The organism is Phaeobacter sp. JH20_08 (assembly GCF_048056635.1).
Taxonomy (GTDB): Bacteria; Pseudomonadota; Alphaproteobacteria; order Rhodobacterales; family Rhodobacteraceae; genus Phaeobacter; species Phaeobacter bryozoorum.
Genome location: NZ_JAYMVV010000005.1, coordinates 844,179 through 864,126, shown reverse-complemented (window position 1 = coordinate 864,126; position 19,948 = coordinate 844,179). Strand labels below are relative to the sequence as shown.

Annotated in this window: 16 protein-coding genes; 9 read left to right on the top strand and 7 right to left on the bottom strand. The window is 62.1% G+C overall.

The window, feature by feature from the left end; translation table 11 throughout:
• Positions 1–73 precede the first annotated feature (73 nt).
• Positions 74–739 (bottom strand): HAD-IA family hydrolase, encoded by a 666-nt coding sequence (locus tag VWY75_RS06100; RefSeq protein WP_340545104.1) that lies wholly within the window; start codon positions 737–739, stop codon positions 74–76.
• Between the two features lie 132 nt (positions 740–871).
• On the opposite strand from VWY75_RS06100, the gene glmU reads away from it, so the two are divergent.
• Genes glmU through VWY75_RS06085 form a run of 3 tightly spaced genes read left to right on the top strand, consistent with a single transcriptional unit; the run spans position 872 to position 4,751 of the window.
• On the top strand, positions 872–2,227 hold the full coding sequence (glmU, locus tag VWY75_RS06095) for a bifunctional UDP-N-acetylglucosamine diphosphorylase/glucosamine-1-phosphate N-acetyltransferase GlmU (RefSeq protein WP_416539233.1): 1,356 nt from the start codon (positions 872–874) through the stop codon (positions 2,225–2,227).
• Positions 2,227–4,035 carry a glutamine--fructose-6-phosphate transaminase (isomerizing) gene (gene glmS, locus VWY75_RS06090; protein ID WP_416539232.1) on the top strand — a complete coding sequence of 603 codons (1,809 nt, stop codon included), beginning with the start codon at positions 2,227–2,229 and terminating at the stop codon, positions 4,033–4,035. The genes glmU and glmS overlap by 1 nt, the downstream gene beginning before the upstream one ends.
• Positions 4,032–4,751 (top strand): DNA alkylation repair protein, encoded by a 720-nt coding sequence (locus VWY75_RS06085; protein WP_416539231.1) that lies wholly within the window; start codon positions 4,032–4,034, stop codon positions 4,749–4,751. The genes glmS and VWY75_RS06085 overlap by 4 nt, the downstream gene beginning before the upstream one ends.
• A 118-nt stretch (positions 4,752–4,869) precedes the next feature.
• On the opposite strand, the gene VWY75_RS06080 is transcribed toward VWY75_RS06085, so the two are convergent.
• Positions 4,870–5,340 (bottom strand): hypothetical protein, encoded by a 471-nt coding sequence (locus VWY75_RS06080; protein WP_340545100.1) that lies wholly within the window; start codon positions 5,338–5,340, stop codon positions 4,870–4,872.
• A gap of 102 nt (positions 5,341–5,442) precedes the next feature.
• Between VWY75_RS06080 and moaA the strand changes: the two genes are divergently transcribed.
• The 3 genes from moaA to VWY75_RS06065 are packed head-to-tail and all read left to right on the top strand — an operon-like array spanning position 5,443 to position 8,852.
• Positions 5,443–6,450, top strand: a complete 1,008-nt coding sequence (moaA, locus tag VWY75_RS06075; RefSeq protein ID WP_416539230.1) for a GTP 3',8-cyclase MoaA — start codon at positions 5,443–5,445, stop codon at positions 6,448–6,450.
• Position 6,451: 1 nt separating this feature from the next.
• Positions 6,452–7,795 (top strand): 3-deoxy-D-manno-octulosonic acid transferase, encoded by a 1,344-nt coding sequence (locus tag VWY75_RS06070; RefSeq protein ID WP_416539229.1) that lies wholly within the window; start codon positions 6,452–6,454, stop codon positions 7,793–7,795.
• Positions 7,796–7,808: 13 nt separating this feature from the next.
• On the top strand, positions 7,809–8,852 hold the full coding sequence (locus tag VWY75_RS06065) for a glycosyltransferase family 4 protein (protein ID WP_416539228.1): 1,044 nt from the start codon (positions 7,809–7,811) through the stop codon (positions 8,850–8,852).
• Positions 8,853–8,936: 84 nt separating this feature from the next.
• Here the strand turns inward: VWY75_RS06065 and VWY75_RS06060 are convergent, their stop codons facing one another.
• From VWY75_RS06060 to VWY75_RS06040, 5 genes are all read right to left on the bottom strand, one after another.
• Entirely contained in the window at positions 8,937–10,100 is a 1,164-nt protein-coding gene (locus VWY75_RS06060; RefSeq protein ID WP_340545096.1) for a M20 aminoacylase family protein, read from the bottom strand.
• Positions 10,101–10,189: 89 nt separating this feature from the next.
• Positions 10,190–11,353 (bottom strand): M20 aminoacylase family protein, encoded by a 1,164-nt coding sequence (locus VWY75_RS06055; RefSeq protein ID WP_416539227.1) that lies wholly within the window; start codon positions 11,351–11,353, stop codon positions 10,190–10,192.
• Between the two features lie 10 nt (positions 11,354–11,363).
• Entirely contained in the window at positions 11,364–12,530 is a 1,167-nt protein-coding gene (locus VWY75_RS06050; RefSeq protein WP_416539226.1) for a M20 aminoacylase family protein, read from the bottom strand.
• 241 nt (positions 12,531–12,771) lie between these two features.
• A complete protein-coding gene (gene argE, locus VWY75_RS06045; protein WP_416539225.1) occupies positions 12,772–13,938 on the bottom strand; it encodes an acetylornithine deacetylase in 1,167 nt (388 codons plus the stop codon).
• 4 nt (positions 13,939–13,942) lie between these two features.
• Positions 13,943–15,763 carry an ABC transporter ATP-binding protein gene (locus tag VWY75_RS06040; protein ID WP_340545092.1) on the bottom strand — a complete coding sequence of 607 codons (1,821 nt, stop codon included), beginning with the start codon at positions 15,761–15,763 and terminating at the stop codon, positions 13,943–13,945.
• Between the two features lie 329 nt (positions 15,764–16,092).
• Here VWY75_RS06040 and VWY75_RS06035 point away from each other — a divergent pair, with 329 nt between their 5' ends.
• The 3 genes from VWY75_RS06035 (at position 16,093) to VWY75_RS06025 (ending at position 19,918) form a co-directional block, all read left to right on the top strand.
• Entirely contained in the window at positions 16,093–17,793 is a 1,701-nt protein-coding gene (locus VWY75_RS06035; protein ID WP_416536791.1) for a peptide ABC transporter substrate-binding protein, read from the top strand.
• 153 nt (positions 17,794–17,946) lie between these two features.
• Entirely contained in the window at positions 17,947–18,954 is a 1,008-nt protein-coding gene (locus VWY75_RS06030) for an ABC transporter permease (protein WP_416536790.1), read from the top strand.
• Positions 18,947–19,918 carry an ABC transporter permease gene (locus tag VWY75_RS06025; protein WP_416539224.1) on the top strand — a complete coding sequence of 324 codons (972 nt, stop codon included), beginning with the start codon at positions 18,947–18,949 and terminating at the stop codon, positions 19,916–19,918. The genes VWY75_RS06030 and VWY75_RS06025 overlap by 8 nt, the downstream gene beginning before the upstream one ends.
• The last annotated feature ends 30 nt before the right edge of the window (positions 19,919–19,948 follow it).

The following is a 19,948-nucleotide window of genomic DNA, read 5'->3' as shown; positions in this document are numbered from 1 at the left end:
TCACAGGAGGTCAAGCCCTGCCATGGAACCACCCGAGAAGACGGCGACGATGTCATGACGACATCGCCCGACATCAAAGAGGCAGCAAGCGGGCCGCCAGTGCCGGAAGATCCTCAAAACGCTGTAACAGCGCCTCGGGGCGCAGCGCCTCAAGGTCGTCGCCGGACGGACCAAAAGTCACCAGCACCGAGGCCACCCCGGCCGCTGCCGAGGTCTTGCGGTCGGTGTCCGTATCACCGATCAGAATGGTACGCTCAGGATCACCCCCGGCCCGCCGGGCAGCCTCCCGCAGCGGCTCCGGGTCAGGCTTGCGCACCGGCAGCGTATCCGCCCCGACCAGAGAGTGGAACGCATCACGTACGCCCAGACTCTGCATCAGCTTCTCCGCCAGCGCCTCCGGCTTGTTGGTGCAGATCCCCACCCGGAACCCGTCGGTTTTCAACTGCTCCACCGCCGCCATGGCGCCCGGATACAACACCGTGTGATGGTCAATCGCATCGCGGTAATACTCCAGAAGCCGCGGATAGTATTCCTCGACGGTTTCTTCACGATACTCCCCGGCGCGTTTCAGCCCGGTGGTCAACATGCTCTTACCACCGCGCAGGGCAACCGCAGCATCCCGTGGCAGGGTCAGCAGGTCCCCCAGTCCCATCTGACGGAAACAGGCATTCGCCGCAGCCAGAAGATCACCGGATGTATCCGCCAAAGTACCATCGAGATCGAAGATAACCGTTCGCATATCTGCCCTCTCTCGGCGCGTTTCCGCCACCGCTTGTTGCAAGCCGCAACCTTGTTTGATGGCGCTTTGCCTTGCGCGCCTGCTGTTAGCGGATAAAACGGGGGCGCTGAAAAGACAAAGAGAAAACATCACATGAGCACCGCCCTCGTCATTCTGGCCGCAGGCAAAGGCACCCGGATGAACTCCGACCTGCCCAAGGTTTTGCATCCCATTGCCCACGCCCCGATGCTGGAACATACGCTGTCCGCAGGTCGCGCGCTGGCCCCCGAGCGCACCATCGTGGTGGCCGGCCACGGCGCGGATTATGTACGGGCAGCCCTGGCCGATATCGACGAAGATGTCGAAATTGTCGTTCAGGAAGAACAGCTTGGCACAGCTCATGCCGTCGCGCAGGCGCGAGAGGCACTGACCGGTTTCGAGGGCGATATCGTCGTGCTTTATGGCGACACGCCCTTTGTCAGCGCCGAAACGCTGGAACATATGATCGCCGCACGGCAGAACGCCGATCTGGTGGTTCTGGGCTTCACCGCAGCTGATCCGGCACGCTATGGCCGCCTGGTCATGAATGGCGACAGCCTGGAACGTATTGTCGAATACAAGGACGCAACCGAGGCCGAGCGCGCGATTGATTTCTGCAATTCCGGGCTGATGGCCGGCAATGCGGCGCAGATGTTTGCGTTGATTGACCGTGTCGACAGCGCCAATGCCTCCGGCGAATATTATCTCACAGATCTTGTGGAACTGGCCTGCGCCGATGGGCTTCGGGTCACTGCGGTCTCCTGCGATGAGGCCGAGACCCTTGGCATCAATTCCCGCGCGGATCTGGCCGAAGCCGACCGCATTTTCCAGCGCCGTGCACGTGCCGCGCTGATGGAGGATGGCGTCACGCTGATGGATCCGGAGACGGTCTATCTGGCCTTTGACACCGTCATCGGCCGCGACACGATCATCGAGCCCAATGTGGTCTTCGGCCCCGATGTCACGGTCGAAAGCGGTGTCTTCATCCGATCATTCTCACATTTTGAGGGCTGCCATATCTCGCGCGGCTCCAAGGTCGGCCCCTATGCCCGCCTGCGCCCCGGTGCAGAGCTGGCAGAGAACACCCACATCGGCAATTTCGTTGAGATCAAGAATGCTGAAATTGCCGAGGGCGCCAAGGTCAACCACCTCAGCTACATCGGCGATGCCAGCGTTGGGGCCGGTACCAATATCGGCGCGGGAACGATCACCTGCAACTACGACGGCGTGATGAAACACCGGACCGAAATCGGAGCCGGTGCCTTTATCGGGTCCAACACCATGCTGGTGGCCCCGGTGCGCATCGGCAATCAGGCCATGACCGCGACCGGAGCCGTGATCACGAAATCCGTCGAGGACGGCGCATTGGCCATTGCGCGCGCCGAGCAACAGAACAAACCCGGGCGGGCGCGCAAGCTGATGGACATGCTGCGCGCCAAGAAGGCCCGTCTTGGCAAAGGAGCCGAATAATGTGTGGCATCGTCGGCGTTCTTGGCAATCATGAAGCGGCCCCAGTCCTGGTCAAGGCTCTCGAGCGGCTGGAGTACCGCGGCTATGACAGCGCCGGGATCGCCACCGTCAGTGACGGCGCGCTGGACCGCCGCCGTGCGGTGGGAAAGCTGGTGAACCTTTCCGATCTTCTTGTTCATGAACCGCTGCGCGGCAAATCCGGCATCGGCCATACCCGCTGGGCCACCCATGGGGCGCCGACGGTCAGCAACGCCCACCCGCATCGGGCCGGCAGGGTTGCCGTTGTCCACAATGGCATCATCGAGAACTTCAAAGAGCTGCGTGTGGAGCTGGGTCAGAAAGGCATCACTTTTGAGACCGAGACAGATACCGAAACCGTCGCCCTGCTCTGCGAGGCGCTGATCAGCGACGGCAAGTCCCCGGTCGAAGCGGCGCGCGAAACCGTGTCGCGTCTGGACGGAGCGTTTGCCCTGGCCTTCCTGTTTGAGGGCGAAGAGGATCTGATGATCGCCACCCGCAAGGGTTCGCCGCTTGCCATCGGCCATGGCGAGGGCGAAATGTTCGTTGGGTCGGACGCGATAGCGCTGGCTCCGTTCACCGACCAGATCACCTATCTGGAAGAAGGCGATTTTGCGGTACTGACCCGGACCAGCCTCGATATCTGGGACCAGCGCGGCGCCATCGCCAACCGCGAAAAACGCCAGATCCAGCTGGCAAATGCGCGCGTCGACAAGGACGGCCACAAGCATTTCATGGCCAAGGAAATCGCCGAACAGCCGGTTGCCATTGACCGCGCGCTGAAAGCCTATCTGAGCGAGGATGGCCAGCTGGCGCTGCCGTCCGAGCTGGACTTCACCAGGATCGAGCGGCTGACCATGGTGGCCTGTGGCACCGCCTATTATGCCTGTATGGTTGCGAAATACTGGTTCGAACAGATCGCCCGGATGCCGGTCGAAGTCGATGTTGCCTCTGAGTTCCGCTACCGCGAGCCGCCGGTGTCGGAGAAGACGATGGCGCTGTTTGTGTCACAATCGGGAGAGACCGCCGACACCCTGGCCGCCCTGCGCTACATGGACGGCAAGGCGCAGCAGATCGTGGGGCTGGTCAATGTTCCCGAAAGCTCCATCGCGCGGGAAAGCGATGTGCTTCTGCCGCTGCACGCTGGCCCGGAAATCTCTGTTGCCTCGACCAAGGCATTTACTTGTCAGCTGACCATCCTGCTGCTGCTCGCCCTGCGGGCGGCCCAACAGCGCGGCATCGCCCTGCCTGCCGGAATGCCCGACGATCTGCGCGCGCTGCCCGGTCTGATCAACCAGTCACTGACGGGCGCCAAGCAGATCACCGCTACGGCACGCGGGCTGGCGAAGGCACGGGATATCATCTTCCTCGGGCGGGGGCAGCTCTATCCGCTGGCGCTGGAAGGCGCGCTGAAGCTCAAGGAGCTGAGCTATATCCATGCCGAAGGCTACGCCAGCGGCGAGCTGAAACACGGCCCCATCGCGCTCATTGACGAGAAGGTGCCGGTGGTGGTTCTGGCGCCGCGTGATGCACTGTTCGACAAGACAGTGTCAAACATGCAGGAGGTCATGGCACGCGGGGGCAAGGTGATCCTGGTGACCGACACCGAAGGCGCCAAGATCGCCGGTGATGGCACCCATGAGGTGATCGTGATGCCGCAGGTGCCCGATGCGCTGGCCCCGATCCTCTATGCGGTGCCGGCGCAGCAGATCGCCTATTACACCGCAATCGCCAAGGGCACCGATGTGGACCAGCCCCGCAATCTCGCAAAATCGGTGACGGTGGAATGAGCGATCTGACACTGGAGGTGGCACTGGCCGCGCTGGAGAGCGCCGCCGAGCCTGCGCGCGCGGCTCAGATGGCCAGCTATCACAAGCAGAAGCGCGTTGTGCTGGGGGTTCCGAATCCCACCATCAACAGCCTGAGCCAGGAGTGGCGCAAGCAGCTGAGTTCGGGCGACGATGGGGTTGCCGCGCGCTGCGCGCTGGCGCAGGAGCTCTGGGCCAGCGATGTGTTCGAGGCGCGCATCGCGGCGGCAAAGCTGCTGACACAGGCGCGGATCAGGGACGACGCACCGGTCTGGGACCTACTGCAAAGCTGGCTGCCGGATTTTGACAGCTGGGCCATTGCAGACCACGCAGCCTCGGCCATCCAGAAACGCCTTCAGGCTGCGCCCGCACGTCTGGATATCGTCGAGGGCTGGACCGGCTCTGATCACATGTGGACCCGCCGGGCAGCCCTGGTTGCCACCCTGCCCTGGGCCAAGCTGCCCAACCCCAAAGCTGAAGAACTGGCCGCACGCGAGCGGATCCTCGGCTGGGCCGCTGGCTACGTGCCGGATCGCAACTGGTTCATTCAGAAATCCATCGCCTGGTGGCTGCGCGATCTGAGCAAACATGACGCTGACCGCACCCGCGCATTCCTTACCGAACATGGCGCAGCGATGAAGCCCTTTGCTCGCAAGGAAGCGGCCAAACATCTGCCTGCGGCCAGTCACGCCGACTGAACCGCGCAGGCAGGAATCTCGCAACAGCTGTTACCAACAAAATAGGCGCGCAGGAGATATCCTTCGCGCCATTTCTTTTTTTGGGGGGGCTCGCCGGAGGTGACGACCTCAGGGCCGATCAGGCGGCAGGCAGCACCTCAACTTCGACCAGCTCCGTCAGCGGCAGCCCAAGTGCGCGCATCGCATCAATCGAAAGCCGACTTCCGGCGCCGGTATCCCCGCCGATGGGACGCAGAGTCAGCGTGACCTCGGTGCCCCGAGGCGAGCGCACGCGCGCCACCTGCGCACTATCGACCAAAGGCGTGTCCATCCACAGGCCGGGCTGCGAGGGATCCCCGAGGCTGGCCACGGTTGAGGCGCGCCCGGTATAGCCCGCAGCCGCGCCGACCGAGGCAACCGAACCGTTCGCAGCGTCCAGCGGTGTCTGTTCGACACCCGGCGCCAGCGGGACCGTAGCGGCCGTATCACTGACCGGATCACCAACCGGGCCAGAGGGTCTACCCCCACCCAGAACCGAGGAATTCCACTGCAACTGGCCACAGGCTCCAAGCAGCACGACAGACGACAGGATCAAAACAGAATAACGCATATCGCGACACTAGCTCCGCGCTCACGGCTTTGCCAGCGGCAATCCCGGGTTCGGCCAAACTCAGCCCTTGCCGCAAGCGCCGCCCCGCTTTACCTAAGAAGAATGACAGCGCCACTCATCGATCCCTTCGCCCGCGCCATTACGTATCTGCGCGTTTCGGTCACCGACCGCTGCGATTTTCGCTGCGTCTACTGCATGTCCGAAAACATGACCTTCCTGCCGAAGAAGGATCTTCTGACACTGGAAGAGTTGGATCGCATGTGTTCGACCTTCGTCAATCTTGGTGTTGAGAAACTGCGGATCACCGGTGGTGAGCCACTTGTGCGCCGGGGCATCATGACTTTCTTCCGCGCCATGACCCGGCATCTGGAAAGCGGGGCGTTGAAGGAGCTGACGCTGACCACCAATGGCTCGCAGCTGGAAAAATACGCGCAGGATCTTTATGACGCCGGTGTGCGGCGGGTGAATGTCTCGCTCGACACCATCGACGAGCCCAAATTTGCCGAGATCACCCGCTGGGGCCGCCTGCCCCAGGTGCTGCGCGGGATTGATGCGGCCCAGAAGGCCGGGCTGCGGATCAAGATCAACGCTGTTGCCCTGAAAGGCTTCAACGAGGACGAGCTGCCCGCCATCACCCGCTGGTGCGCCGAGCGCGATATGGATCTGACCTGGATCGAGGTCATGCCGATGGGCGATATCGGCAATGAAAACCGACTGGGTCAATATTGGTCGCTGAAAGACGTGCGCCGCGCCTATGAGGATCACTACAGCGTCACTGATCTGACCGAACGGACCGGCGGACCGGCGCGCTATGTCCGCCTGGAGGAGACCGGCCAGAAGATCGGATTTATCACGCCGCTGTCGCATAACTTCTGCGAAAGCTGCAACCGGGTACGCCTGACCTGCACCGGTGAGCTATACATGTGCCTGGGGCAGGAAGACATGGCGGACCTGCGCGCGCCGCTACGGGATCACCCCGAGGATGATCAGGCGCTGGAAGCGGCCATACGGGCAGCAATCACGCTGAAGCCCAAGGGGCATGATTTCGATTATTCCCGGCAAAAACTGGACGGGCAGATGCCACGCCACATGAGCCATACCGGCGGCTGACATGGCCAGCCGCAGGACCAGCGCGCCGACGCTGCTGTTTCACCTCTACCGTGGCGTCACTGCGCTGCTGGCACCATTCGCGTTTCGCAAGGTGGCGGGCAAGCTCGCCGACCATGGCGTTTCTCCCACACGGCAGCGCGAGCGTCTGGGCTATGCCAGCCAGCCGCGCCCGACCCCGCGCGGACCGGACGGCAGGCCTGCGCCTCTGCTTTGGTTGCACGGGGCCTCGGTCGGTGAAAGCCTCGCAGCGCTCAGCCTGATTGACAAACTGGCCCCACGGCTGCCCGGCGCGGAGTTTCTGCTGACCTCCGGCACCGCCAGCTCGGCTGAGATGATGGCCAAGCGTATGCCCGCCAACTGTCGCCACCAGTTCGCCCCGCTGGATGCCACCGCCCCGGTCGATCGGTTCCTGCGCCATTGGCAGCCCGATGCAGCGCTTTTTGTCGAAAGCGAGCTTTGGCCGGTAACGCTCCATGCCGCTGAACAGGCTGCTGTGCGGCTCGCGCTGGTCAATGCCCGCCTCTCGGCCCGGTCTGTGGCGCGGTGGAAATCGAAACCGGCCACCGCGGCGTTTGTGATGCAGAAGTTTGATCTGCTGCTCAGCCAGAACCCGCAGATGGGGGAAAGCCTGATCGAGCTGGGCGCCGCACCGGACAAAGTCCATCCCAGCGGCAACCTAAAAGCTGGTTCCGCTCCGCTGCCCGTCGATCAGGCGGCCCTTGATGCGGTCCGCGCAGAGCTTGGCGAGCGCCCGCTCTGGGTGGCCAGCTCCACGCACCGGGGCGAGGAAGAGACGGTGATCGCCGCGCATAAGGCGCTGCTGGCCGAGGACCCGGATATCTGTCTGCTGCTGGTCCCCCGCCACCCGGAACGAGCCGAGGACATCATCGCGCTGATCGAGCAGGCAGGCCTCAGCGTTGCGCGCCGTAGCGCCGGTCAGCCGCTGACAGCGGATACCCAGGTCTATCTTGCCGACACATTGGGCGAAGTCGGCACCTGGTATGCGCTGTCGCCCATCGTGTTTCTTGGTGGCTCCCTTGCGCCCATCGGCGGCCATAACCCCTTTGAGGTGGCACAGGCAGGCGCTGCCGTGATCACGGGTCCGGGATACTCCAACTTCGCCGAGACCTATCCGCCGTTGATCAGCGCGGGCGGCGCGGTCGAGGTCAATGATGCCAAGGGGCTAGCAGGTGCCGTAAGCCACTGGATGGATGATGATGCCGCCCTCAACGCAGCGCGCGACGCGGCGCGGGGCGTGGTCGCGGCACAGGCGGCAGCGCTTGATGGCGTGGTTGATCTGTTGATCGACAATCTGGCGCTGTCGCCCGCCCGCCAGCCCCATTGAACGGGACCCGCAGATGGCCGACCTTCTTGTCACCAATTTCAATCGCAACTTCACCGGCGTCTCGGCAACCGCCGCCAATGTGATCCGTCAGCAGGCGGGCCGCTATGATATGGCGCTGGTCGGACGCGCCCTGCCCGGCTGCCCCGACCCCATCAGCATCGCCGCTGCCCGCGCGGCCTCACGCAGGCATGATCCCGCCAAACCCTTTGCCATCTGGCATGTGAGGCGCAACACCGAAATGCGCGCGGCGATCTGGGCGCGCGACGTCCTGAGGCTGCCTATCCGCATTGTCTTCACCTCAGCGGCGCAGCGGCGCCACTCGGCCTTTCCGCGCTGGCTGATCTCGCGCATGGACGCTGTGATCGCCACCACCGAGGCCGCAGCGGCCTATGTCCCGCATGTCCGCGCGGTGGTGCCACATGGCGTCGAGACAGATCTGTTCACACCGGCGGAAAACCGCAGTTCCGCCTGGGCCGCGCTGGGGTATGGAGGCAAGCAGGGGATTGCCACCATCGGGCGCATTCGCCCCGAGAAGGGCACCGATCTATTCGTAGACGCCATGCTGCGCCTGCTGCCGGATCATCCCGGTCTGGTGGCTCTGGTGGTCGGCCGCGCCGCGCGGGAGCATCAGGGCTTTCTGAAGGGGCTGCAAGCCCGGATTGCGGCGGCTGGCCTTGGCGATCGCATCCTCTTTCCCGGCGAAATTCCGGCTGGCGATCTGCCGCGTATGATACGGGCGCTGTCCTTGGTGATGCAGCTGCCGCGCTATGAGGGCTATGGCATGGCTCCGCTGGAGGGGCTGGCAAGCGGCGTCCCCTTTGTCGGGTCAGACACAGGCTACTACCGCGCGTTCTCCGCACAGGGAACGGTTGGGACGGTGGTGCCGCTGGAAGCTACCGAGGCCGCGGCGGCAGCGGCAGATCGCCTGCTGTCGACACCCGATCAGCTGCTGGATTTCGGGCGCGCCGGGCGTGACCTCGCGGTAACGACCTTCAGCGCAAGCGCCGAGGCCGATGGGATTGACGCGGTCTATCAGGACCTCTGGTCCGCAGGCTGATCCAGCTCCCCTTCCCCGGCCAGAACGCAAATTGCCTGCCCCGATGGGACAGGCAAGCAGGTCACCGACGGGATGACGGGCTGATCAGGCAGCAGGCATGCGCTGCTCGACGATTTCGGCCCACCAGCTACAGCCCGCCGGGATCGCCTCATCGTTGAAGTTGTACTCCGGGTGGTGCACGGCGGCGGTATCGCCGTTGCCGACCAGAATATAGGCACCGGGGCGCTCTTCCAGCATGAAGGCAAAGTCTTCGCCCCCCATCACCAGCGGCGCGTCATCGCAGCTGCCGGAGATGTCGCGGGCCACTTTGGCTGCAAATTCGGTCTGTTCTTCATGATTGACCATCACCGGGTAGCCGCGGTGATAGGTCACCTCAGCCGTGCCGCCATAGGTCGCTGCCACACCGGCACAGATCTCTTTGATGCGCTTCTCCGCAAGATCCCGCATATCGCCCGACATCGTACGCACGGTGCCTTTGATCTGGACACTCTGCGGGATCACATTGAACGCCTTGGAGGAGGTTTCAAAGGAGGTTACGGACACAACGATCTGATGCACCGGGTCCGCATTGCGCGAGGCGATGGTTTGCAGCGCCAGCACCGCCTGCGCCGTCATCACGGTGGTGTCGATGGTTTCCTGCGGCTTTGCGGCATGGCCACCGCGCCCTTCAAAGGTGATGTCGAACTGGTCCGTCGCTGCAAAGAAAGCACCCGGGCGGATCGCAAAGGATCCAACCGGCCGACCCGGCCAGTTGTGCATCCCATAGACCTCCTGGATATTCCAGCGATCCATCATGCCGTCGTCGCACATTTCCTTGCCGCCGCCGCCGCCTTCTTCGGCGGGCTGGAAGATCACCACGACAGTACCGTCGAAATTGCGGGTCTCAGACAGGTATTTGGCCGCCCCCAGCAGCATCGCAGTATGGCCGTCATGGCCACAGGCATGCATCGCGCCATCGGTTTTGGAGGCATAATCCAGACCGGTCTGCTCATGGATCGGCAGCGCGTCCATATCGGCGCGCAGACCGATGACCTTGCCGGAGCTGTCAGACTTGCCCTTGATCACGCCCACAACACCGGTCCGGCCAATGCCGGTGACAATCTCGTCGCAGCCGAATTCTTTTAGCTTCTCAGCGACCAGAGCGCTGGTGCGATGGGTCTCGAACAGGATTTCGGGGTTTTCATGAATGTCACGGCGCCAGGCGGTGACTTCCTCTTGCAGTTCGGCAAAGCGGTTCTTCACAGGCATGATCATATCCTCTTTTTTGCTCAATGCGCCGACCGTCATGGTCTGCGCCGTATTCGGGTAATTGGATCAGGGCGCAGCGCGCCTGCCCGTCAGGGCAGCGGCAGGCGCTGCTCAATCAGGGTGACAAACCAGCTGCATCCGCTGGGAATTGCGTCATCGTTGAAATCATAGGCCGGGTGATGCAGCCCAGCAGAGGGTCCATTGCCGACGCGGATCATCGCACCGGGGCGTTCCTCCAGCATAAAGGAGAAGTCCTCGCCCCCCATCGCCAGGGGCACCTCCGCGCAACGACCGGCCACAGCCACCGCAGCCGCATGGGCATGTTCGGTTGCGGCAGCGTCATTGATGGTCACCGGTACGCCGTTCACGAACTCCACCTCCGCCGAACCGCCAAAGCTCTGCGCGATACCGGCAGTCACCGCGCACAGCCGCTCCGGGATTTGCGCCCGCACGTCCGGAGAATGGGTGCGAATGGTGCCCTTTACCTCGGCCCGGTCGGGAATGACGTTATAGGCATTCGATGACGTTTCTGCCGAGGTGACCGATAGAACTGCCTGCATCACCGGATCGACGTTCCGCGACACGATGGATTGCAGGGCGGTGATCAGCTGACACATCATCACCGTGGTATCGACGGTTTCCTGCGGTTTGGCAGCATGGCCGCCGCGCCCCTGAAGACGGATGATAAACTCGTCGACCGATGCCAGAATGGGGCCGGGCCGCAGCGCGAATTGGCCCAGCTCCAGCCCTGGCGAATTGTGGATGGCATAGACCTCGTCGATGCCGAAACGGTCCATCAGCCCATCCTTGCACATGGCCTCCGCACCGTTGCCGCCCTCTTCTGCGGGCTGAAAGATCACCACCGCCGCACCATCGAAATTGCGCGTCTCCGCCAGATATTTCGCAGCCCCGAGCAACATCGCAGTATGACCGTCATGGCCGCAGGCGTGCATTGCCCCGTCGATCTTCGACGCATGTGGCAGGCCGGTATCCTCCGCCATAGGAAGTGCATCCATATCGGCCCGCAGGCCGATCACGCGGCCCTGCGTGTCGCTGCGCCCCCGGATCACCCCGACAACCCCGGTCCTGCCAATACCGGTCACCACCTCGTCGCAGCCAAAGGCCCGCAGTTTCTCGGCAACCAGCGCGCTGGTGCGGTGCGTCTCATACAGGATTTCGGGGTGCTGGTGGATATCCCGACGCCAGGCGGTGATTTCAGCGTGCATTTCGGCAAAGCGGTTCTTCACGGGCATCGGATAATCCTCAGGCTGCGGGCAGACGTCGTTCGACCAGTTCGGCAAACCAGCTACACCCCAGCGGAATTGCCTCATCGTCGAAATCATAGGCCGGGTGGTGGCACATGGCGGTGTCGCCATTGCCGAGGAAGATATAGGCGCCCGGACGTTCTTCCAGCATATAGGCGAAATCTTCGGAGGGCATGATCGGGTCGGTATCATCGCTGACCTTGGCCGCAACAGCGCGCGCGGCCTCAACCGCGTATCCGGTCTCAGCCTCGGTATTTACGGTGACCGGATAGCCCGGCGTCCAGATCACCTCGGCATGGGCACCATAGGCAGAGGCGATATCCTCGGCAATGCGCCGCACGCGGGTCTCGGCCTGACCGCGGCACTCCGTTTCCAGCGTCCGCACCGTCCCCTGCAGACGCGCGGTATGGGCAATGACATTAGATGCGGTACTGTTTGTCTCAAATGTGCCAACGGTCAACACCACACGTTTCAGCGGGTCGATATTGCGCGCCACGATAGACTGGAGCGAGACCACGATCTGTGCAGCGACCAGCGTGGTATCAATCGCCTCATGCGGGGTTGCTGCATGGCCGCCGACCCCAGTCACCCTGATCTCGAACTCATCGGAGGAGGCAAGCAGAGGCCCGGACCGGATGGCAAATTCGCCCACAGGAATCCCCGGAGCATTGTGCAGGCCATAGACTTCCTGAATGTTCCAGCGATCCATCATGCCATCGTCACACATCGCCTTGCCCCCGGCGCCGCCTTCTTCGGCGGGCTGGAAGATCAGCACAACCTTGCCGTCGAAATTGCGGGTCTCGGCCAGGTATTTGGCGGTGCCGAGCAGGATAGAGGTATGACCATCATGGCCACAGGCGTGCATCAGCCCCGGTGTCTGCGACTCATAGTCCAGCCCGGTCGCCTCGGTGATGGGAAGCGCGTCCATATCCGCGCGCAGGCCAATGACCCGGCCAGAGGTGTTCGCCTTGCCCTCGATCACAGCGACAACCCCGGTGCGGCCAATCCCGGTGGTGATGTCTGTGATGCCAAAGCTGCGTAGCTTTTCCTCGACGAAGGCCGCTGTCTTATGCACCTCATAGAGCAGCTCGGGCATCTGATGCAGGTGACGTCGCCAGCCGGTGATTTCGGCGTGCATTTCGGACAGGCGATTCTTGATCGGCATGGGTGTCTCCCTACACTTGATCCGTCGTTCCCCAACCGCAACGCTGGCTGATGCGCACTGAGCCTGCACCTCGGCGATGCGCGTTCAGTCAGGCAGTGCAGACCGGCGACAGCGCTAACCTCCGGGGTCTGCGGCCACTCTCTGCCAGAAAAGTTGCCTTATCAAGTATCGACGTGCAAGCAGATCTCCTTAGGCCGCGATCAGCCCAAACAGCTGCCGCCGACGCGCCGTTGTTCTGGGCTCAGGATGCCAGCCGGTCGACCAGCTGCTGCATGAAGTGGTGGCCAGCGTCGAACTGCGACACCTCGATATATTCATTGGGCTGATGGGCCTGGGCAATGTCACCTGGGCCACAGATCACGGCGGAATAGCCCGCCTCCTGAAACTGTCCGGCCTCGGTGCCATAGCTCACCACATGGGTGCCATTATCCCCGGTGAGCGAGCGCACCAGCGTCTCTGCCTCGCCCTCGACCTCGGGGACCAGCCCCGGAACGTTGAATTTCTTGCTGACGTCGATGCGGGTGTCGGGATGGATCGCCTGCATCTCCGCCTCAACCTCACACACCCTGGCCAGATAGGCGGCCTCCCAGTCGGCGGCAGATTCGCCCGGCACCACGCGGAAATCCATCACGAAGCGACAGTCCTTTGCGGTGATATTATGCGCGGTTCCGCCGTTTATCATCCCGACATGGCAGGTGGTAAAGGGAGGCGTGAACAGCGCTGCAACCTCATCCGGCGCCTTGGCCATATTCTCGGAATTGCGGGCATTGGCCCAGTCGATCAGCCGTGCGCCCTGCATGATGGCGCTGACACCGGTGTGCATGAGCGAGCTGTGCACCTCAAAACCCACCAGATGGGTGCTGTAGCCGATCCCGCCCTTGTGGCCGGTCACCGGTCGCATCACCGAAGGCTCACCAACGATGACACAGGATCCTTTTGGCAGGACCTCCTGCATCGCGACAATCATGGGCGGCGCGCCGGTGCATCCGACTTCTTCGTCAAAGCTGAGCGCCAGCTGCAAGGGCCGCGCGACGCCGCGATAATGGGCGGCCACCAGCGCCCAGATCGCCAGCGCGTCAAAGCCTTTCATATCGCAGGTGCCGCGCCCGTAATACTTGCCATCCCGCTCGACCACGGTGAAGGGATCGCTGTCCCAGGGCTGGCCTTCGATCGGCACCACATCCGTGTGCCCCGAGAGCACAACAGCCCCCTCGACCTCGGGGCCAACATGGGCAAAAACCGCCGCTTTATGCGGCTGCTCGGGATCGACCCAGCGATGCGCGGTGATGCCGTGGCTTGCCAGATAGCCCTCAACCCAATCCACCAGCGGCAGGTTGGTTTCGCTGCTGACAGTGGGAAAGGAGATCAGCTTGGTCATGATCTCCAGCGGGCTGAGCTGATCTGCCATACCCTTAGTAGCCGCTATCAGTTGTCAGAACGAAATGCCCCGGTTCCACCTCGATATATTGCGAGGGCTCCGGCTCGTAGTTCAGATCATGGATCGGCGATGGGATCGGTTTGAAATTCAGGTCCTTCTCCGATTTGCGCTGATTTGGATCGGCAATCGGCACCGCCTTCATCAAGGCCTGCGTATAGGCGTGCTGCGGGTTCTCAAAGACCCGCGCCCGCGGTCCCAGTTCCACGATACGGCCAAGGTACATCACACCGACCTGATGGCTGACCCGTTCGACCACCGCCATATCGTGACTGATGAACAAGAAGGACAGGCCCAATTCTGATTGCAGTTCCATCATCAGGTTAAGCACCTGCGCCTGCACCGACACATCCAGCGCCGAAACGGCCTCATCCGCGACGATCAGTTTCGGGTTGAGCGCAAGCGCGCGGGCGATGGCAATGCGCTGCCGCTGACCGCCGGACATTTCGTGCGGATAACGGCGCATGAAGCTGCGCGGCAGATGCACCCTGTCGAACAGATTGGCGACGCGGTCCTGCAATTCGGAGCCGGAGGCAAGCCCATAGTTGCGCATCGGCTCCGCCACCTGATCCAGCAGCTGCATCTGCGGATTGAGCGAGGCAAAGGGATCCTGAAAAATCATCTGCATATCAAGGCGCGCCTTGTGCAGCTCCCGCGGGTTCAGACCCAGAATATCGCGCCCTTCAAATTCCACCGACCCGGACAGCGGCTCCACCAGCCGCAGGATCGACCGCCCGGCAGTGGACTTGCCGCAGCCGGATTCCCCGACCAGCGACAGCGTCTGCCCTTTGAACACCTTGAAGGAGACATCCTCCACCGCGTGAACATTGGCTATAGTGCGGCGCAGAACGCCGCCTTTTACCGGGAAGCGGGTCACCAGGTTGCGCACCTCCAGCAGCACCTCGTCGCTGCCCTTGATCGGCTTGATCTCCTGCTGTTCCACACCCATCAGCTTCATCGGCTCCGGGTAGTCCTTGCCGCGCATCTCGCCCAGTTTGGGAACGGCGGCCAGCAGCGCCTTTGTATAGTCGTGCTGCGGGTTCTCGAAGATTTCGGTGACGGTGCCTTCCTCGACCTTGTTGCCGCGATACATGACAACAACGCGATCCGCCATCTGCGCCACGACGGCCATGTCGTGGGTGATGAACATCACCGCAGTGCCGGTCTCGCGCTTCAGCCGGTCCATCAGCGCCAGGATCTCGGCCTGGATGGTCACATCAAGCGCGGTTGTCGGCTCATCCGCGATCAGCAGGCGCGGTTCGCAGGCCATGGCCATCGCAATCACGACCCGCTGGCGCATACCGCCGGACAGTTCGTGTGGATATTGTTTCAGGCGGCGCTCCGGCTCGGGGATCCGCACCTCACGCAGCAGTTCCAGCGCACGGGCCTCGGCCTGTTTCTTGTTGAGGTTCTTGTGGATCCGCAACCCTTCGGTCAGCTGACGGCCAACGGTGAACACCGGGTTGAGCGCGGTCATCGGCTCCTGAAAGATCATTCCGATCTCATTGCCGCGAATCTGTTTCATCAGCGCCTGATCGGTCTTGCCGAGGTCGACCTCCTCGCCGTCGCGACGGTCAAACAGCAGCTGCCCCGAAGTAATGTCGCCGCCGCCGAACTCGACCAGCCGCATCAGCGACAGCGAGGACACCGATTTGCCGGACCCGGATTCGCCAACGATGCAAACGGTTTCGCCGGGATTGATGTCAAAGGAGACATCCTTCACCCCCACAACCGGACCGTCCTTTGTCTGAAACTCCACCCGGAGTCCCTTAATTTGCGCGATTGGTTGATCCAGCACCGTGACGTCCCCTTCGTGTTCTTCTTTTTCGATGGCGTTAACAGAAATGTGTACGCACCTGCGTTGACCCCGTCAAACCCACCTCCTAACCCTGCGCGATTTTTTCTCCGACGGAAGTCTTGCAATTTGGCAGGAGTCTGTATTCGATACCTTCAGTGCAGCCACGCCTGCCTCCGGTTGCAAGCCATGATCGCGGTAACGTGATCGCAGCCAACGCCCGGCAGATAGCGCGTGCTCAAACGCACAGACCGCAGTGATGTGGCAAATCTCCGGGGCGCCAAAGCCCCGGTCATAAAGAAGGCACATACGTGTCCGACAAGGAGTGAATTATGAAAATCAAGACCCTTTTGCTGGGTGCAATTGCGTCAGCCGCGCTTGCTCCCGCAGCCTTTGCCGAACGGGGATCCGACGGCCAGGTTAACATTATTTATTGGCAAGCGCCCTCGATCCTGAACCCCTTCCTTTCGGGTGGCACCAAGGATGTGGAATCCGCCTCCCTCGTGATCGAGCCGCTGGCCCGCTACGACCCGCAAGGTGAGATGGTTCCCTACCTGGTTGAGGACATCCCCACCGTCGACAATGGCGGCGTGAGCGAAGACCTCACCTCGATCACCTGGAAAATCAAACCCGGTATCCTGTGGTCCGATGGCACGCCCTTCACCGCGAATGACGTGAAATTCACCGCCGAATACTGTATGCACCCCGAGGGCGGCTGCGCGCAGGTGACCAAATTCGAAGGTGTCACCAATGTCGAGGCCGTTGACGATCTGACCGTCAAGGTCACCTTCGACAAGCCGACTCCCTTCCCCTATGGCCCCTTTGTCGGCGGCGAAAGCCCGATCATTCAGGCGGCACAATTTGCCGAATGCCTGGGCGCCAAGGCACCTGAGTGTACTGAAGCGAACTTTGCCCCGATCGGCACCGGCCCGTTTGTCGTGGATGAGTTCAAGCCCAACGACGTGATCACCATGTCGGCCAACAACAACTACCGCGACCCGGCCAAGCCGGCCTTTGCCAAGCTCCTGTTCAAAGGGGGCGGCGACGCAACTGCTGCGGGCCGTGCGGTGATGGAAACCGGTGAATTCGACTACGCCTGGAACCTTCAGCTGGCGCCCGAAGTGGTCGCCCAGATGGAAGCCGGCGGCAAAGGCGTGCCAGTTGCTGGCTTCGGCCCGCTGGTCGAACGCATCATGCTGAACAACACCAACCCCGATCCGGCACTTGGCCCGGATGAGCGTTCGGTGATCCGCCCGCATCCGTTCCTCAGCGATCCTGCGGTCTACAAAGCCATGTCGATGGCCATCGACCGCCCGCTGCTGGTGGAAATCGGCTATGGCAAGGCTGGTAAGGTCACCTGTAACTGGGTACCGGCACCTGCGGCCTTCAACTCCGACTCGATGACCTGTGACACCCAGGACATCGCAGGCGCAAACGCCATGCTGGACGAAGCAGGCTACAAGGACACCAATGGCGACGGCGTACGGGAAACCCCCGATGGCAAGCCGATGAAGATCCTGTATCAGACCTCGACCAACGCTGTGCGTCAGGACTTCCAGGCGCTGATCAAACAGTGGTGGAGCGAAATCGGCATCGAAACCGAGCTGCGCAACATCAACGCGTCCGTCTTCTTCGGTGGTGATCCGGGTTCCCCCGACACCTTCCAGAAGTTCTATGCTGACGTCGAAATGTACGCCAACACCTTCAATGGCACCGATCCGCAGTCCTACCTGGGCAACGGTCTGTGCGACAAGGCACCGCGTCCCGAGACCCAGTGGCAGGGCGAGAACATCTCCCGCTTCTGTGACGAAGAGTTCGACAAGCTGCACGCAGAGCTGGCGCAGACCGCAGGTCTGGAAGCCCGCGCGGAAATCGCCAAGCGCCTGAACGACATCATTGTCGAAAAAGGTGGCATGATTCCGCTGGTGCACCGTGGTCGCCTCTCCGCGCGCTCCAACACCCTTGGCGGTGTGGATCTGAACGTCTGGGACAGCGAACTGTGGAACGCCGCTGACTGGCACCGCACCGAGTAAGCAGCGTCAAACGCCTGCAGAGGCCCCAGTTAACGCGCTGGGGCCTCTTGCCATTCACGTCCGAATGACGTCATTGCGTCGGCCAGAAATGGATCTCAGGCAAAAGACCGCCCAGTTCCACCCCATTCTTCCAATTGCAAAGGCGCCTACTGGATGCTGACCTTTACAATCAGACGCCTTGTCCTGTCGGTACCGACGCTTCTGTTCATCAGCCTGGTGATCTTCCTGCTGCTTGAACTTGCGCCCGGTGACCCGATGGCTCAGGTCCCTCTGACCGTCCCCCCCGAAGTCAAAGAAAAGATGCGCGAAGCGCTTGGCCTTGGCCAACCCGCGCATATCCGATTCTGGAAATGGATCGTGCAGTTCTTCTGGATCGAACCTCAGGTTCTGATCGATTATTATTTTGGCACCAGCTTCTCCGCAGGTGACCTGCGGGTGATCTCCTGGCAGACCCGCTCGCCGGTGATGGATATCGTCGTGCAGCGTATTCCCCAGACCCTGTGGGTCGTGGGCACCGCCTATCTGGTCGCCATCGCCATCGCCCTGCCCATCGGCATCTATTCGGCCTATCGCCAGTATAGCTGGTTCGATCAGGTCGGCACATTTGTGTCGATGGTGGGTTTCTCGGTGCCGCCCTTCTTCTCCGGCGTACTGGTGATTGTGATCTTCTCGGTCCAGCTGGGCTGGTTCCCATCGATCTACGACACCACTCATGTCGTGAACAGTTGGGAGTCTTTTGTTAAGCAGCTGCAACAGATGATCATGCCGGTCATGGTGCTGGCGCTGCAAATCACCGCACAGCTGAGCCGGTTCATGCGGGCCTCGATGCTGGACAACCTCAATCAGGATTACGTCCGCACCGCCCGCGCCAAGGGCCTCAGCGAATATGTGGTCGTCATGGTCCATGTTCTGCGCAACTCGATGATCCCGGTCGTGACCGTGATCGCGCTGGGGATTCCGTCGATCTTCGGTGGCGCCATCATCACCGAACAGGTGTTCAAGGTGAACGGCATCGGCCAGCTGCTGATCGGCGCGATCGAGGCCAACGACCTGCCGATGGTGCAGACGCTGACCTTCATCTTTGCCGTGCTGATCGTGCTGTTCAACCTGATTGCCGACGTGCTCTATGGCATTCTAGACCCGAGGATCCGCTATGACTGATAAGGACCGTCTGGTGCCCGACGAAGGGATTGTGCCCGCCTCGACCGCGCTGCCTGCGGCAGGCGTGATCGAAGAACTGGACCAACCGCCCCGCAGCCAGTGGCTGGATGTGTGGGATCAGTTCAAGTCACACAAGGGCGCCATGCTTGGCGGGGCATTGTTCCTGCTGATCGTACTGGCCGTCTATCTCGGCCCGTTTTTCTGGGACATTGATGCCACCCGCATTGATATCCGTGCCCGCAACCAGAACCCAAGCTGGGCGCATCCTTTTGGCACGGATCAGCTGGGGCGTGACATGCTGGCCCGGATGATGGCAGGCGGCGCGACCTCGGTCTCCGTTGGCCTGACCGCGATGCTGCTGGCGCTGTTCCTCGGCTCATTGGTTGGCGTTCTCGCAGGGTTCTTCAAACGTCTCGACGGACCGCTGATGCGCCTGACCGATCTGTTCCTGGCGCTGCCGCTGTTGCCGCTTCTGCTGGTGATGATGCTGTTGTTCCGCGAGCCGCTGAACGCCGCCTTCGGCCCGGAACAGGGGATCTTTATCCTGATCGTGGCCTCGATCGGCATCACCAGCTGGATGCCCACCGCGCGGATCGTGCGTGGCGATGTGCTGGCGATCAAGGAACGGGAATTCGTTCTTGCGGCCCGCTCCATCGGCACCACCAACAGCAAGCTGATCTCGCGGCACATCCTGCCCAACGTGCTGTCACCGATCATGGTTTCGGCCACGCTGGGGATTGCAACCGCGATCATCACCGAATCCGCCCTGTCCTTCCTCGGCCTGGGCTTCCCGCCTGATTTCCCGACATGGGGGCGTCTGCTCTATGATGCGACGGACTATCTCCAGCAATACCCGGAGCGGGTGTTCTGGCCCGGTATGGCGATCTCGCTCACCGTGCTGAGCGTGAACTACCTCGGCGACGGTCTGCGCGACGCCTTGGACCCACGGATCCGAGGGCGCTGACCACACCAGAGATGTGAGGGCAGAACAGCT

What these genes read in the sequence shown, in the direction of transcription:
- argE (WP_416539225.1), bottom strand. Translation starts at nt 13,938, where the DNA reads ATGGCAGATCAGCTCAGCCCGCTGGAGATCATGACCAAGCTGATCTCC.
- VWY75_RS06065 (WP_416539228.1), top strand. Translation starts at nt 7,809, where the DNA reads ATGGCCGACCTTCTTGTCACCAATTTCAATCGCAACTTCACCGGCGTC.
- VWY75_RS06030 (WP_416536790.1), top strand. Translation starts at nt 17,947, where the DNA reads ATGCTGACCTTTACAATCAGACGCCTTGTCCTGTCGGTACCGACGCTT.
- moaA (WP_416539230.1), top strand. Translation starts at nt 5,443, where the DNA reads ATGACAGCGCCACTCATCGATCCCTTCGCCCGCGCCATTACGTATCTG.
- VWY75_RS06055 (WP_416539227.1), bottom strand. Translation starts at nt 11,353, where the DNA reads ATGCCCGTGAAGAACCGCTTTGCCGAAATGCACGCTGAAATCACCGCC.
- glmS (WP_416539232.1), top strand. Translation starts at nt 2,227, where the DNA reads ATGTGTGGCATCGTCGGCGTTCTTGGCAATCATGAAGCGGCCCCAGTC.
- VWY75_RS06035 (WP_416536791.1), top strand. Translation starts at nt 16,093, where the DNA reads ATGAAAATCAAGACCCTTTTGCTGGGTGCAATTGCGTCAGCCGCGCTT.
- VWY75_RS06080 (WP_340545100.1), bottom strand. Translation starts at nt 5,340, where the DNA reads ATGCGTTATTCTGTTTTGATCCTGTCGTCTGTCGTGCTGCTTGGAGCC.
- VWY75_RS06085 (WP_416539231.1), top strand. Translation starts at nt 4,032, where the DNA reads ATGAGCGATCTGACACTGGAGGTGGCACTGGCCGCGCTGGAGAGCGCC.
- VWY75_RS06050 (WP_416539226.1), bottom strand. Translation starts at nt 12,530, where the DNA reads ATGCCGATCAAGAATCGCCTGTCCGAAATGCACGCCGAAATCACCGGC.
- VWY75_RS06060 (WP_340545096.1), bottom strand. Translation starts at nt 10,100, where the DNA reads ATGCCTGTGAAGAACCGCTTTGCCGAACTGCAAGAGGAAGTCACCGCC.
- VWY75_RS06025 (WP_416539224.1), top strand. Translation starts at nt 18,947, where the DNA reads ATGACTGATAAGGACCGTCTGGTGCCCGACGAAGGGATTGTGCCCGCC.
- glmU (WP_416539233.1), top strand. Translation starts at nt 872, where the DNA reads ATGAGCACCGCCCTCGTCATTCTGGCCGCAGGCAAAGGCACCCGGATG.
- VWY75_RS06070 (WP_416539229.1), top strand. Translation starts at nt 6,452, where the DNA reads ATGGCCAGCCGCAGGACCAGCGCGCCGACGCTGCTGTTTCACCTCTAC.
- VWY75_RS06100 (WP_340545104.1), bottom strand. Translation starts at nt 739, where the DNA reads ATGCGAACGGTTATCTTCGATCTCGATGGTACTTTGGCGGATACATCC.